This window comes from Bacillales bacterium, from assembly GCA_035700025.1.
Lineage (GTDB): Bacteria > Bacillota > Bacilli > Bacillales > DASSOY01 > DASSOY01.
In genome coordinates, this window is record DASSOY010000044.1 from 1 (window position 1) to 13541 (window position 13541).

Below are 13541 nucleotides of genomic sequence, written 5' to 3' on the forward strand. Positions count from 1 at the left end.
GCGGTTCCGAGCAACATCATCAACAAATAGCCGACGATGCCGTAGATGACAAGGGCAAACACCGCCGATAAATCGAGGGTGTACTTGTTTTGAAAGACGATGTTGTCGAAAATGCCGCGGAAGGGGCGCAGCAGCGGCGCGCTCAAGTGATACATCCAATTTACAAACAGCACATTTGGATTCGCGCTGAATAATTTCAATAAAATATGAATGCCGATGATCGCTTCAACAACTTCAATCACAATGTTGAGCCATTTCGCGATTGTCGCTCTCGCAGCCATTCGCCACCCCTCCTCTCTCCATTATCATTTGCCCCGAAACGCAACATTTGAAACGCGGCGACCGGTTGGGTCAGGACAAGACCGCTTCTTCCGCTTTTTGCAGCCATTGTTTTCCGACGACCGTATGACGCGGCGGAATTTCGCTGTCCTTATCTACAGGCTCTTGAAATTGGTTCGTGAACCCGCTGATGACTCCGGTGGCCACTTCTTCGTCCAATCCGGACTCATACTTATGGTTCAATAGGAAGGGGGGCCCGATTTGAACGATCGCACCGTCAGCATCCAAGCTTCCTTCAACGGCTCGAAAAGGAATCCTCAGAAACAAATAGCCGTCTTCTTCATTAATTTTGCAATCCAAAGATCCGTGGTCATAATCCCAATTCGATCCAATTGTAAAGCCGATCGGTTCGAGTGCTGCTTCCAAATCAACGAGCGGAAACCGGGCGCCTTCCAGCTTCGATTCCAATGCAATCATCGTCAAGCCTCCTTTTGCCTTTAGCGTGTCCAAAAGGAGGCGTTTTTACCGCAATCGTTTTTCAAGTTCGGCTTTTTCCGCCTCAAAGCCGGGTTTGCCAAGAAGAGCAAACATGTTATTCTTATAAGCTTCGACGCCCGGCTGATCGAACGGATTCACGCCGAGCATGTAACCGCTCACGGCACAAGCCTTTTCGAAAAAGGACACGAGCGAGCCGAAGCCGTGTTCGTCGATTTCCGGCACCTTGATGATCACATTCGGCACCCCTCCGTCCGTATGTGCCAGCAGCGTTCCCTCACTCGCTCTTTTGTTGACGGTGTCGAGCGATTCACCTGCCAAATAATTGAGTTCGTCGAGATTGCCGCTTTCTTCTTCAATGACCACCGTTGAGCGGGAATTTTCGACGTGAAGCACCGTTTCGAACAAGAAGCGGCGTCCTTCCTGTACGTATTGGCCGAGCGAATGCAAATCCGTCGAAAAATCGGCAGCGGCTGGAAAAATGCCTTTGCCGTCTTTGCCCTCGCTTTCCCCAAACAACTGCTTCCACCACTCCCCGAAATAATGAAGGGAAGGCTCATAATTGACGAGCAATTCAACGGTTTTCCCTTTTCGGTAGAAAAGATTACGAACGGCTGCATACTGATAGGCCGGATTGTCATGGACACTCGCGGAGAGCAAACGCTCGCGCGTGTCCGCCGCCCCCAGCATCATTTGTTCGATATCGAGACCGGCAGCGGCAATCGGAAGCAAGCCGACAGGCGTCAAAACGGAATAGCGTCCGCCGACGTCATCGGGAATGACAAAAGTCTCATACCCTTCTTGTTCCGACAATTGCCGGAGCGCCCCTTTTGATCGATCCGTCGTCGCATAAATTCGTTTACGCGCTTCTTCTTTCCCGTATTTTTCCTCCATCCATTTCCGCAAGAAACGAAAAGCAATGGCCGGTTCCGTCGTCGTTCCTGATTTGGAAACCACATTCACGGATACTTCTTTATCACCGAGATAATCGAACAAATCGTTCAAATACGCGGAACTGATTTGATGACCGGCAAACAATACTTGCGGGCCGCGTCGTTTATTACGCGGCAAGAGATCGCCAAACGAATGCGTGAGCATTTCGATTGCGGCTCGCGCACCAAGATAAGATCCGCCGATGCCGACAACGACGAGAACGTCCGAATCGGAACGGATTTGCTCGGCGGCCTTTTGGATGCGCCGGAATTCCTCTTTATCGTAACGCACGGGAAGATCAAGCCAGCCTAAATATTCGCTGCCGGCACCGGTTCTGTTATGTAATTGATGATGGGCATTTTCCACCGCGGCAGCCGTTTGATCCAATTCCCGTTCCGAAAAAAAAGACAAAGCTTTCGTGTAATCAAATTCGATCGTTTTTCGTTTCAAAAACAATCCCTCCGATTTCGTGTATATTTTTACGGAATGGTTGTCAACCTATAAGAGAACAAAATTGTTCGCGCGCATGTGCGGACAAACTTAAACAAAGGAGGTAACCTGATGAATACATTACGACGGATCGCATTGGCTCTCGTGATCATTGGCGCGATCAATTGGGGGTTGATCGGATTATTCCAATTTGACCTTATCGCTGCGATTTTCGGAGGACAAGACTCCGCCATTTCCAGAATCATTTACGGCCTCGTTGGTTTGAGCGGGCTGTATTGCCTCACCATTTTGTTCAGTCCCGCTCGCGAATTATCGCAAAACCCGGAACCGACACGTTAACTTCCATCCGTTCTCCCGAAACGAATGAATCGGTGATCGATATACCGAAAGGGCCGGAAAGCTCCGGCCCTTTTTATTGGACAACAAACGGCGTAAAAAAAGGAACACCGAACCCGAATAACGTCGGGAAGGGGTTCCTTCGGGCCCCGTTATTTTTTCAACCTTTTGTTTAACTGCGCTTGCTTTTCATTCGATTCCTTCAACCAGTCTTTCAACTTGTTTTCCAACGTGTTAAAGCCTTGCTCTTTGTCATTTTTGCGGCCGCCGGACCGTTTCTGCGGTTCCGGTTGCGTTTTGCGAATCGACAGCGATATTTTCTTGCCGTCTTCCTCGATCGCCAACACTTTCACTTTCACGGTATCTCCGACAGAAAGGTACTCGTTAATGTCTTTTACATATCCGTGTGCGACCTCGGAAATGTGAACGAGCCCTTGATGCTGATCATCTATGGCCACGAATGCGCCGAACGGCTTAATTCCCGTCACTTTCCCTTCAATTATATCGCCGACTTGAACATTTTCCAACATGAAAACACTCCTACTAATTTTATGAACCTCATAAGTATATCATATGTGTCGAATCGGTACAAAAGAAAGGGACCGTTACCGATCCCCCATGTACCTGCCGTTCCATTCGATTTTCCAAACCCCTTTTCCGTCGTTCATGTTGAACAAATGCGGTTCGATTTCACCTTTAAAGTACAGTCTGGCAAATACGTTTCCTGCCTGACCCATAATGTCGAGCTTCACGAGATCTGTTTGGACTTTGTTGGTGAACGTTTCCAACTTGTCGGTATTCTTTAAGAAATCCTCCAATGAAGGGACCGGCTCGCTTCCATTTATGAAGAACTCGTATTCCAGTTTATAGTCTTTTTCAGCCGCCGCATGAAGAAAGAGCTTAAACGTCTCGCTTTGATCTAGTCCGGCGGACAATTTATTTCGTTCCGCTTCACTTTCGGCTGCTTCCAATTGCGCATACACTTCCGCAAGCGCCTTCGGCATCGAAAGAATGTCTTGTCCCATGTACGTCTGCATCGGATTCAGTTCGTCCGGCAAACTCGGCATTTCAAACGTTCCCGGTTGCAACGCTTTCCAGCCGTTCGCCTGTAAAGCTTCGTAATACGATTTTACAATGCCGGCCGTCGTGCTGTTCGGATTTTCGGCGATGATTTTCTCATAGCTTCGCTTCGCTTCGTCCGTCAAACGTTGTGTGTTCCGGTCAAATGGAGTTGTATTCGGCAAACCGAATAAATAAATCCCTAAATAACGGGAGTACGCGTTTTTCAATTGAGCGACAAAGGCGAAATTTTCGTGTTCCATTAAAAATAATTCAGTATTAAGCACGTTTTCTCCAAGTGCGTTCCAACTTTCGCTGAAGCTCCCGTCTCTCAACACTACTTCGTTCGCTCGCAAATCCAAGTATTGATTCATCGTCGGCGACAAGTAGGCGGAGAACGAATCTGAATACGTGGAATACGGGACGATAAGTTCGAGCGATCCTTCCCGTTCGATCAATCCGAGCCCTTGTTCCTTAATTTTTTCGATCATGTCACGGAAATCGGGATCTTTAATTCGATCGGATTGTGCCAATACTTGTTCCGGACTGTCAAAAGTAGTCTGCCATTGCTGCGCCAACGTATCGAGTTCAGGTTGCTGTGAAACGGCAAGACCTTGGCGGCTGATCAAAAAGGCGACGAATGCTTCATCGATCTTCTGTTGATTTGCCCCTTGCGCTTTCATTGAGGCAAACGCGGCTTTCGCCTCTGCCATCGTTTCCGGTGAACCCGCAGACGGACCAGGATCGCCCACCCCAACGTCGTCATCCTCTTCATCATTCGTACTCGGGTTTGGTGTATGTTCCGTATCGGTTCCCGGGTCGGTCGACCTGACGCTTTTCTCTTTCAGCTCATGCTGGCTCGACTCGTTTTCAATTCCTTGCCGCATCGGTTCGGATATCACTTGCGAAAGTGTCAACGCCGAAATCAATAACGCTGCGGCCAAACTCGCCGCAATCGGCAACATCCGTCTATAATTCCGGTGTTTCTTCCGCTTCCTTCGGCTCATCTCGATCGATCGCATGATTCGGTCGGTCGACGATTGCAAAGGCATTTGTTCATAGGCTCGCTTTTGCTCTTCCATTAAGTCCTTAAACATTTCATCGTACATATCTTTCACCCCCTTCGTCGTTTTCCAGCGCCTTTTTCAGCTGTCCCCTCGCCCTTGAAATACGGGTTTTCACTGTCGAGAGGGGGGTCGACATGATGTCGGCAATTTCTTCGTATTTCTTTTCGTGAAAATAAAACAAAACGAGCGGAACTCGGTACTTTTCGTCCAATTCGGTGATCAACCGATGCAAGCGGCGATGCTCGTCCCTCGCCAGCAGTCGATGTTCGACCGGCTCCGAGTCCGGTTGCCGTTCTTGCGCCAATTTCTCGGTCCTGTCGCGATTTCGTTTATCCTTTCTCATGAAATCGCGCAACACATTCAGCGTTATCTGATACAGCCAGGTCGTGAATTTTCCGGATGTATATTTGTCAAAGAAACGGTACACACGCAAAAACACTTCCTGCGTGATGTCTTCGATATGAGCAGGCGGGCTTCCAATTTGATACGCAAATCTTTCGACGATCGGCAAATACATCTCGACCAGTGTTTGAAAAGCCGCGGTGTCCCCGCTTTTCGCTCTATCTATCAAACGTTGTTCATCCATCCTTTGCCCGCCCCCTTTCTCAATATAAAACGTCATGAAACACTGTCTTGTTTCACATTCATGAACCGTAAAGGAACATTTCTTGTTCGCTGGAGCGTTCCTCGGCGTTGCTCTCCACGAACACTTGATGCCAAACGGCAAACGTGAGGATTGTCCAAAGTTTGCGGCTGTGATCGCCGTCCCCGCGCCAATGCTTTTCCAGCATCTTCAGCGCTTCGCTTTTTTGGACGTACGCTTCAATGGCACTCTCACGAATGACTTGTCTCGCCCAATCTTGCCATTCGTTTCGCAACCATTGCCGAATCGGCACTGGAAACCCAAGTTTTTTCCTATACAATGCCGCTTCCGGTACAATCCCTTTCATCGCTTCGCGCAACGCGTATTTTGTCGTTCCCGAGCGTGTTTTGTCGGAAGGCGCCAAACCGGAGGCCGCTTCGAACACTTTTTGGTCGAGAAACGGCACACGCAATTCTAACGCATGCGCCATCGACATTTTGTCCGCCTTTTGCAGGATATCTCCGCGCAGCCATGTGTGCAAATCGATGTATTGCATTTTCGTCAAAGCATGCTCGTCTTTCATTTCTTCGAAAAGGCGGCGGGTAAGCTGCGTGAAATGCACCCCGGCGTCATACGTTTTCAGCCACGCCTGTTTTTCTTCTTCGGTGAAAATTTTTGCATTGCCGATGTATCGTTGTTCCAGCGGCGTACAACCGCGGATGAGATAGTTTCTGCCTTTTATCGTTTCCGGAAGCTTTCGTGCCAGCTCGCCGAGCTTTTCAATGACGGTACGCGGCAGAAACGAAAACCAACGCAAAGCGATCGGTTCCCGATAAATGTTGTAACCACCGAACAACTCGTCTGCGCCTTCTCCAGACAAAACGACTTTCACCTTTCGCCTCGCTTCTTTTGCAACAAAATAAAGCGGGACCGCTGCCGGATCGGCGACGGGATCGTCGAAATGCCAGACTAGGTTTGGCATTTCCCGAAGAAATTCTTCGGGGGAGACGATTTTACGGTGATTTCGCACCTCGAGTTTCTCGGCCGTTTCCGCTGCCAGCTGCGTTTCGTCGAATCCTTTCGTTTGAAACCCGACGGAAAATGTTTCGATGTTTGGATGGCATTGTTTGGCGAGCGCCGTAATGATCGCCGAATCCACACCTCCCGACAAAAATGTGCCGACGGGTACGTCGCTCCTCATGTGCAGCTTCACAGAATCTTCGAGCGCTTCGCGCACCGCCGAGGTTTTCTTACGAAAAGAGTCGGCAGTCGGTTGAAGCGACGGCTTCCAATAAGGCCGAAGTTCCGGCGAGCAGTTCGGCTTAACCACGAGGAAAGTTCCCGGTTCCAGCCGGCGTACCGCTTTCGACAATGTCATCGGTTCTGGCACATATTGGTAAGTAAAATAATGCTGCAGTGCTTCCTTGTCGTTCGGAGCTGTCGTTTCCCCATCGGGAAGCAAGCATTTTTTCTCGGAAGCGAAATGCAACCCTTCTGCAGTTTCCGTATAATAAAACGGTTTGATGCCGAAACGGTCACGGACCGCCGTGACTTGTTTTTCCGATTCATCCCAAATCACAAACGCAAACATTCCGCGCAACGCTTGAAACGAGCGTTCTTTTTCTTTTTTGTAGAGCGTCAAGATTACCTCGGTATCGGAATTCGTTCGAAACGTATATCCTTCTCTGACCAGCCGCTCCCGCAATTCCAAATGATTATAAATTTCGCCGTTGAAAACGATCGTCAAGCGGCCTTCACTGCACGTCATCGGCTGATGCCCGCCTTCGAGATCGACAATGCTCAATCGTTTGAAACCGAAACCGACATGTTCGTTCATAAAATAGCCGGAAGCATCCGGACCTCGGTGGGAAATCATTTCCGTTTGATGCCGCAGCTGTGAAATTTTTTCAGCCGTCACGAGCGTTTCTTCGTGATAAAAGCTTCCGACAAATCCGCACATGGGCGATTCTCCTTTATAATTGATTCTTTGACATTTTGTTTCGGATGTAGTTGATGATTGCGCCGGGGGAAACCGAGAGAGGCAGTTTCTCATAGGCTTGTTTCAAACGTTTCATTTTTTCTTCGAATCGTCGTCGTTCGAAGTTCCTCACGAGCCCGCCTCCTTTTTAAGATGCGTTTCTTCCCTGTATTTATTTAAGGAACGCCGGATGTAGACCTTTTGTTTCATGCAATAAAAAAAAAGCCTTGCGTCCATGTATATTTCGCAAGACCTTTGGCAATGATGAACCTTGTAACGTTTTATAATTCCCCCCTGAAGGAGACGGCCTCTTAGCGAGGTTCCGTCTCTTTTTCGTGTGTTTCAACGAACAACTCGTCGATCGGCACGCCGAAGAGATCGGCAATTTCGGCCAGCTTTTCGGCAGTGAATTGACTCCTTCCCCGTTCCAAATAATAGTAACCGTTCGGACTGTCGTATCCGATTGCATATGCAATGTCAGCAAGAGTAAGTTCTTCTTTAAGCCTCAGCTGCTTGATCTTTTTCAAATCGACCTTTTTCGTCATAAACTGCATCACTCCAATTACCATTCCGGCAATATTTTCTTTAATTTTACAAAATATTTCAATGAAAGTCAATTTTCATTTTCCTTTTCGGTAAATCTTTCAGTCCTGATTTACCAAAATGATAAAATATAGGACACTCGCACACGGTAGAAAAAAGGTGGTGTGGCCATGGAAAACATACTCGGTTCAAGAATCAAACGACTGCGCGAGAACCGCGGACTTTCGCAAAAGCAATTGGCAGCGGAGCTTGAAATTTCCAACGTGCAACTTTCCCGGTACGAATCGGGAAACCGAAAACCGGATCCGGATACAATCGCGAGTTTCGCCAATTACTTCGACGTCTCCGCGGACTATTTGCTCGGCATCGCTTCAAGCGTAAGCGACCCGCAGGCAGAATATGTTTCCGAACAAGAACAGCTGCTTTTGCAAACCCTAAAGCGCCATCCGCAACTGGAACATGTCCTCTATCAGTTGCTTCAATCACCGGACAAGAAAAGAAACCGATTTATCGAATTATGGAGGCTGTTTAACGAACAGAACTAAGCATGCGATTCGTCCAGAAACACGGGCGGGCGGGCGTTTTTTTACATAACCATTGCCTCAATTCCGTTGCAGGACGATTTCGGTATGATACAATAAGGAACAATAATACGAATCGGCAACATGAAAAGAAAGGGTGAAACGGATACGATGGCGCATGATCCAACCTGCATTTTTTGCAAAATCGTCGATGGTCAACTGCCTTCGTCAAAGGTGTATGAGGATGAGCATGTGTACGCCTTTCTTGATCTTGGACAAGTGACGAAAGGACATACACTCGTCATTCCGAAAGTGCACGAGAAAAATGTTTACGAGCTCAGCGACGACGTCGCGGCAAAGTTGTTTTCCGCCGTGCCGAAGATCGCACGGGCGATCAAAAAGCAATTTGCCCCGATTGGCATGAACTTGTTGAACAACAATGAAGAACCGGCGATGCAAACGGTCTTCCATTACCACATCCATCTCATCCCGCGTTATGGGGAAAGCGACGGATTCGGGATTCGCTGGAACACGAACGAAACGGACGGCGACACGATGAAAACGATTGCCGATACGATTGCAGCCGGAATCGAATAATCTTTGTTTGAACAACAGACCAAACCGATGCGTTCTGGTCTGTTGTTTTTGTCAGGAGGGAAACAAATGGACGAGAAACAAAATGTTCAAAAGCAGTTCGGACGCAATGCGGACGCTTATGTAACGAGTACGATTCATGCAAAAGGCAAGGATTTGCAACAGTTGTTGGCGCTGGCGGAACTGACAGGCAACGAAAACGCATTGGATGCAGCCACCGGTACGGGACATACAGCTAATGCTTTCGCCCCTTACGTATCGCGGATGACAGCATTTGACCTGACTCCGGAAATGTTGGCGGCCGCCAAAAAATTCATTAACGGCAACGGACATGCCAACGTCTCTTTCGTCCAGGGTGATGCCGAACATATGCCGTTTGCGGACGACGAATTTGACATTGTGACGTGCCGAATCGCCCCCCATCACTTCCCGAACGTGGAAAGATTTCTTAGCGAGGTTTCCCGCGTATTGAAAAAGAACGGGCAATTCCTGCTCGACGACAATACGGCACCCGAAGATGACGAAATCGATCAGTTTTACAATACCATCGAAAAGAAAAGAGACGGCAGCCATCATCGCGCTTGGAAAAAAAGCGAGTGGATCGGCATGTTGGAGAGGCACGGGTTTGAAATCGACGAAGCCCGTCGATACACAAAAACATTCGCGTTTGACGATTGGTGCGGCCGTATGCAATTGCCAGGAGCCGAAAAAGAGGCCTTGAACGACTTTATCTTGCACGCCCCCGAGAACATAAGGAAAAAGCTGCGCGTAAAAATAAAAGAATCGCAAGTGGTGTCTTTCTTGGCGGAATCATGGCTGGTCAAAGCGATTCGACGGTTTTAACGTTATCGGTCTGAATTGAGCACGGACGAAGCCCGACGCGATGCAGCATGCGTGAAAAAATTTTATTCAGAAGGGTTCCCTTCGAGGGGCTATCAACATGAGATCCGGTCTATCGACACCCCTCATTCTAACGAACATGAACGATCCTCAGCGGCGAAAAATGAGCATCCAACAACTGTAACGAACATGAGAGACTCTTAGACACTCCAAACCGATCCAAATGACGGCGAAGAGGGTGCTAAGCGCCAAAAAGGTTCGTTAGAACAAAAATCAGTGTAAAAAAGCGGTGCTAAGGTGATCCAATGTTCGTTAGAACAAAGTTGTCCCAAAGGAGTCGACTTCTTTAAAAGGTTCGCTCCATCTCCCCGATGCTGCGAAACACGTCGCAAGGGAGAAAGTCTTCGTGTTCGAAACCGTCCTTAAACGCCTGCAAGCTTTGTTCCACTTTAAGATGAAACGCATAATCCCACCGCAGCAAATGAAAAAAGTGCTCACGAGCGCCAGTAAATCCTGTGCTTTGTTTCAGCCAGTCTAACATATCCGCTTCCCAAGCCTCGCGAAGCGTTGACTGCCCCGGAATATCTTTAAAACGCACCCAGCCGCCGTCGACCCTAAGCGCGTGCGGATAATAGTAGCCGTAAACATGCGCAAACCTTTCTCCCGTACGAAGAACGCATTTGCCGCCGTCGTGCTCTCTTAAGGCCATGCCTCCTTCAGTACTTGTCATATGGTCGAATTGGCTGCGATCCAGCAACGTCAACCAAACTTCCGTTTCCGCCCCTTTCACAGGAGCAATCACCGCGGGAAGCGAGCCGTATGGGGCAAGGAATGGGCCGAAGACGATGTCGGAATCTTTCATCGTCGCCCGGCAGCAGACGATCGGTCCCTGATCATCGCCGGACATGCCGAACTTGTAAGCGAGCTGTGCTAGGCATACGTTCGACCCGTAGCCAAGTACCGGTACGCGTTCTTCAACAGGGGCGGCTTGACAGGCGTCCAAAAAAGCCCGGACGGTCGTTGTTTCCGGACTTGAAAACGCGAGCGTCCCCGATAATTCCCCGCTTCGCGAAACATGAACTTTACCGTCTTCGACAGCTGTACCGTCGATTTCTTCAATACGATGTGCTTGTCCCTCGAAAAAAATGAATGAGGATGACGGACGCGGACCGGGATAAATGTCGGGGTGATCATACGGACTTAAATGAACCGGTTTGTATTGTTTATACATGAATCCTCCAATCCATCTATGCAGATGTGAGAAAATTTGCTATCATTAGTTTAACTCTGATTCTTGCGGCAGGCAACGAGTGCACTGCCGGGGATGAGACTAGAATGAGCTGAGGAGAGATGTATCAATGAAAAGTTTTCCTTTAGTATTAGCTGGATTGTTGCTTGCCGTCGGTGCCGTACTCAATCTCGTCATGCCGGACTTCTTTTTCGGCATGTCGCCCGACATGCTGCTGACCTTCATGTTCCTGGCCATCTTGTTGTTTCCGAGCGGAAAGAACGTACTCGTTTTCGGTATCGCCACCGGAATCTTGGCGGCCGTGACGACTACGTTTCCCGCAGGTCAACTGCCGAATTTGTTTGAACGGCCGATCACCGCATTTTGCTTTTTCGGCTTATTTTTATTATTCGGAAGAAGCCAGTCGGTCCTAAGCGCGGGTATATTGACCGCCCTAGGTACATTTGTCAGCGGCGCGATTTTCCTGTCACTCGCACTCGCGATTGCGGGACTTCCGGGGACTGCCACGTTCTCTTCGTTGTTTCTGATTGTCGTCGTACCGACTGCGGCCATCAATACGATCTTGATGGTGATCATCCATCCGATCGCGCGATCGTTCAAGAACCGAAGCAAATACAGCACGGCCCCATAAAGAAACGAAGCCGGGAATCGCCCCGGCTTCGCCGTCGTTTTAAAGCATGGCCAGAAAACTTAAGATCAATATGAAGACACCGAGTGCGGCCACGGCAAGAATCATCCGCTGCTTCAAGACGACTTTTTTATTTTTGAACGAAAACGTCCGAAGTTTTGCCATTTGCAAAAAGGCGCCGACCAACAAGATCAAGCCGATAAAAAAAACCCATCCGCTGCCCACAATCGTTCCCTCCCTGCTTGATTTTATGTTCCAATATGGGAAAATAGAATCAACCGTGTAGAAAACTTGGCTCACACTAGGCAATAGCGTTAACGGCCTCAGTTGACTCATGCAGACCATCGACTTATACGAACGAAGAACGCGGGGAACGCTAGATTATCGAAAAGGCGGTGAAATAATGATCAAAACTCGTTCATTTTTGTCTGGGTTTTTGTTCGGCGGTTTTCTCGCCGGATCGGCCGTGCTGCTTTCGACGCCGAAATCGGGAAAAGAGATCCGTGAACAGACGAGACATGGCGTGTCTCAGGCAAGAAACACATGGCATGAATTATCAGCGGAAACAGTCACTTTAAAAAATGATTTGTTGACCGCGGCTCGAAATTCGCTTCCTGCCATAAAAGAGGGGACGAAGGAAATCAAACAGTCGATCGCCAATTGGCGAAAAGACACAGAGTCCGACCTTGAGCGGCTGCAAAAACGGATTCGCGAACTGAATGAACAAATGGATCAACTGGAGTCCACCGTAAAAAAAGATCCTTCTTCCTAATGGATCGCGCCAATCATGAAGACAGTGAAAATAATAAAAGTATCCTAAGCGGCTTTAGCTCAAGACTTCATTGGGCTAAGGCCGTTTAGTCGCTTTTACATAAAAAAACTCCCCTTCAGCAGCCAGATTTTTTATTTCTCATCTGTCTGCTTAAAGGGAAGCCTGTCAAAGCAAATAAAGAAGATTGGTTTTCAAAGGGCTTAGGATCCCATTTCGACCCCTTTGAGCCATTCTTTTTTCAAATCCGGGTGTTTTTCGATAAACTCTTGAGCTGCTTTATCGGGATCGACACCTTTTTGTAATTTCAACATAACGGTTTCGTCTTGTTTCTTTGTCCAGTGGAATTGGCTTAAAATTTTATAAGCTGCGGGGGCATCCTCCTTGAGACCTTTCCGCGCAACCGCGTAAATGTCATCTGGATCTCCATATTTGTTCTTCGGGTCTTTCAACAGTTTCAAATCCCATTTCACAAATGCCCAGTGTGGATACCAAAGCGTCACTACGATCGGTTCTTTATTTTGCTCTGCTTTCTTCAAAGCGGCAATCATCGCAGGGCCGGAACTCGTTATAACTTCCCATTTCTTATCCATGCCATAGGCAGGCAATACATCGTTTATGGTCACTTTCATTTCACCGGCGCCGGCACTGATTCCCGTAATTTTCCAATTCAACTTATCCCCGATGTTATTCTTGTTGTTCGCAAGATCTTCAATGGAATTGATGTCTTTCATATAAGCAGGAACCGTTAAACCTAGAGGAACCTTGTTCATTAAAACGCCCATTTTAACAAGATCGTCTTTATATTTCTTCCAGTAGCTGGCGTGAGTATGCGGCAGCCAAACAGCAAGGGATGCATCGGCTGAACCTTTGGCAAGCCCGGCAAACATCGTACCTACGCCCACTTGTTTGATTTTAACATTGTACCCTACTTCTTCAAGAACTTGCTTTGCCACATACATGCTTGCTGTAGCCGATTGATAATTGTCCCCTAACAGAGTGATCGTTTTCTGTCCGAGATGAGCAGCCTTGGAAGAACTGCTTGCTTCACTTCCACTATTATTATTACTGTCACTGTTAGGTCTGCTGTCGCTCCTTGTAGTGCCGCATGCCGCCAATGCAAAAGACAACATGAGAAGAAGGGCTAAACCGGTAAAACTCATTTTTTTAAACATATTCAAAAAATCCTCCCTGTTGATTTTTTCAGGGGACTCCGA

The 13541-nt window shown here is 48.2% G+C and carries 18 protein-coding genes; 6 read left to right on the forward strand and 12 right to left on the reverse strand.

Annotated features, from left to right (window positions below):
- From VFK44_07110 to VFK44_07120, 3 genes are all read right to left on the reverse strand, one after another.
- A partial coding sequence (locus VFK44_07110) for a YggT family protein (GenBank protein ID HET7628141.1) occupies window positions 1-281 on the reverse strand: 281 nt, incomplete at its 3' end.
- A gap of 70 nt (window positions 282-351) precedes the next feature.
- Window positions 352-756, reverse strand: coding sequence for a YugN-like family protein (locus VFK44_07115; GenBank protein HET7628142.1), 405 nt, complete (start codon window positions 754-756; stop codon window positions 352-354).
- A 45-nt stretch (window positions 757-801) separates the two neighbouring features.
- The gene (locus VFK44_07120) at window positions 802-2157 is read right to left on the reverse strand and encodes a glucose-6-phosphate isomerase (GenBank protein ID HET7628143.1); all 1356 of its coding nucleotides are present in this window, start codon (window positions 2155-2157) and stop codon (window positions 802-804) included.
- Between the two features lie 111 nt (window positions 2158-2268).
- Here VFK44_07120 and VFK44_07125 point away from each other — a divergent pair, with 111 nt between their 5' ends.
- The gene (locus VFK44_07125) at window positions 2269-2496 is read left to right on the forward strand and encodes a DUF378 domain-containing protein (GenBank protein ID HET7628144.1); all 228 of its coding nucleotides are present in this window, start codon (window positions 2269-2271) and stop codon (window positions 2494-2496) included.
- A gap of 149 nt (window positions 2497-2645) precedes the next feature.
- Here VFK44_07125 and yugI read toward each other — a convergent pair whose 3' ends face one another.
- The 6 genes from yugI to VFK44_07155 form a co-directional block, all read right to left on the reverse strand.
- On the reverse strand, window positions 2646-3023 hold the full coding sequence (gene yugI, locus VFK44_07130; GenBank protein ID HET7628145.1) for a S1 domain-containing post-transcriptional regulator GSP13: 378 nt from the start codon (window positions 3021-3023) through the stop codon (window positions 2646-2648).
- A 75-nt stretch (window positions 3024-3098) separates the two neighbouring features.
- Window positions 3099-4661 (reverse strand): hypothetical protein, encoded by a 1563-nt coding sequence (locus tag VFK44_07135; protein ID HET7628146.1) that lies wholly within the window; start codon window positions 4659-4661, stop codon window positions 3099-3101.
- Entirely contained in the window at window positions 4651-5205 is a 555-nt protein-coding gene (locus tag VFK44_07140; protein HET7628147.1) for an RNA polymerase sigma factor, read from the reverse strand. Before VFK44_07140 ends, VFK44_07135 begins: the two co-directional genes overlap by 11 nt.
- A gap of 58 nt (window positions 5206-5263) precedes the next feature.
- Window positions 5264-7162 carry an asparagine synthase (glutamine-hydrolyzing) gene (gene asnB, locus VFK44_07145; protein HET7628148.1) on the reverse strand — a complete coding sequence of 633 codons (1899 nt, stop codon included), beginning with the start codon at window positions 7160-7162 and terminating at the stop codon, window positions 5264-5266.
- A 13-nt stretch (window positions 7163-7175) separates the two neighbouring features.
- Entirely contained in the window at window positions 7176-7313 is a 138-nt protein-coding gene (locus VFK44_07150; protein ID HET7628149.1) for a hypothetical protein, read from the reverse strand.
- A 178-nt stretch (window positions 7314-7491) separates the two neighbouring features.
- Entirely contained in the window at window positions 7492-7725 is a 234-nt protein-coding gene (locus tag VFK44_07155) for a helix-turn-helix transcriptional regulator (GenBank protein HET7628150.1), read from the reverse strand.
- Between the two features lie 168 nt (window positions 7726-7893).
- Between VFK44_07155 and VFK44_07160 the strand changes: the two genes are divergently transcribed.
- The 3 genes from VFK44_07160 (at window position 7894) to VFK44_07170 (ending at window position 9681) form a co-directional block, all read left to right on the forward strand.
- Window positions 7894-8268 carry a helix-turn-helix transcriptional regulator gene (locus tag VFK44_07160; protein HET7628151.1) on the forward strand — a complete coding sequence of 125 codons (375 nt, stop codon included), beginning with the start codon at window positions 7894-7896 and terminating at the stop codon, window positions 8266-8268.
- 120 nt (window positions 8269-8388) lie between these two features.
- The gene (locus tag VFK44_07165) at window positions 8389-8841 is read left to right on the forward strand and encodes an HIT family protein (protein ID HET7628152.1); all 453 of its coding nucleotides are present in this window, start codon (window positions 8389-8391) and stop codon (window positions 8839-8841) included.
- 66 nt (window positions 8842-8907) lie between these two features.
- The gene (locus VFK44_07170; protein ID HET7628153.1) at window positions 8908-9681 is read left to right on the forward strand and encodes a class I SAM-dependent methyltransferase; all 774 of its coding nucleotides are present in this window, start codon (window positions 8908-8910) and stop codon (window positions 9679-9681) included.
- Window positions 9682-10024: 343 nt separating this feature from the next.
- Here the strand turns inward: VFK44_07170 and VFK44_07175 are convergent, their stop codons facing one another.
- Entirely contained in the window at window positions 10025-10909 is an 885-nt protein-coding gene (locus VFK44_07175; GenBank protein ID HET7628154.1) for a hypothetical protein, read from the reverse strand.
- A 127-nt stretch (window positions 10910-11036) separates the two neighbouring features.
- Between VFK44_07175 and VFK44_07180 the strand changes: the two genes are divergently transcribed.
- Window positions 11037-11558, forward strand: coding sequence for a tryptophan transporter (locus tag VFK44_07180; GenBank protein ID HET7628155.1), 522 nt, complete (start codon window positions 11037-11039; stop codon window positions 11556-11558).
- Window positions 11559-11597: 39 nt separating this feature from the next.
- Here the strand turns inward: VFK44_07180 and VFK44_07185 are convergent, their stop codons facing one another.
- Window positions 11598-11780, reverse strand: a complete 183-nt coding sequence (locus VFK44_07185) for a hypothetical protein (protein ID HET7628156.1) — start codon at window positions 11778-11780, stop codon at window positions 11598-11600.
- Window positions 11781-11958: 178 nt separating this feature from the next.
- On the opposite strand from VFK44_07185, the gene VFK44_07190 reads away from it, so the two are divergent.
- Window positions 11959-12327: a YtxH domain-containing protein gene (locus tag VFK44_07190; GenBank protein ID HET7628157.1), complete on the forward strand. Its 369-nt coding sequence runs from the start codon at window positions 11959-11961 to the stop codon at window positions 12325-12327.
- A gap of 200 nt (window positions 12328-12527) precedes the next feature.
- Here VFK44_07190 and VFK44_07195 read toward each other — a convergent pair whose 3' ends face one another.
- Complete coding sequence (locus VFK44_07195) at window positions 12528-13499, reverse strand: glycine betaine ABC transporter substrate-binding protein (protein ID HET7628158.1); 972 nt, start codon at window positions 13497-13499, stop codon at window positions 12528-12530.
- Window positions 13500-13541 lie beyond the last annotated feature (42 nt).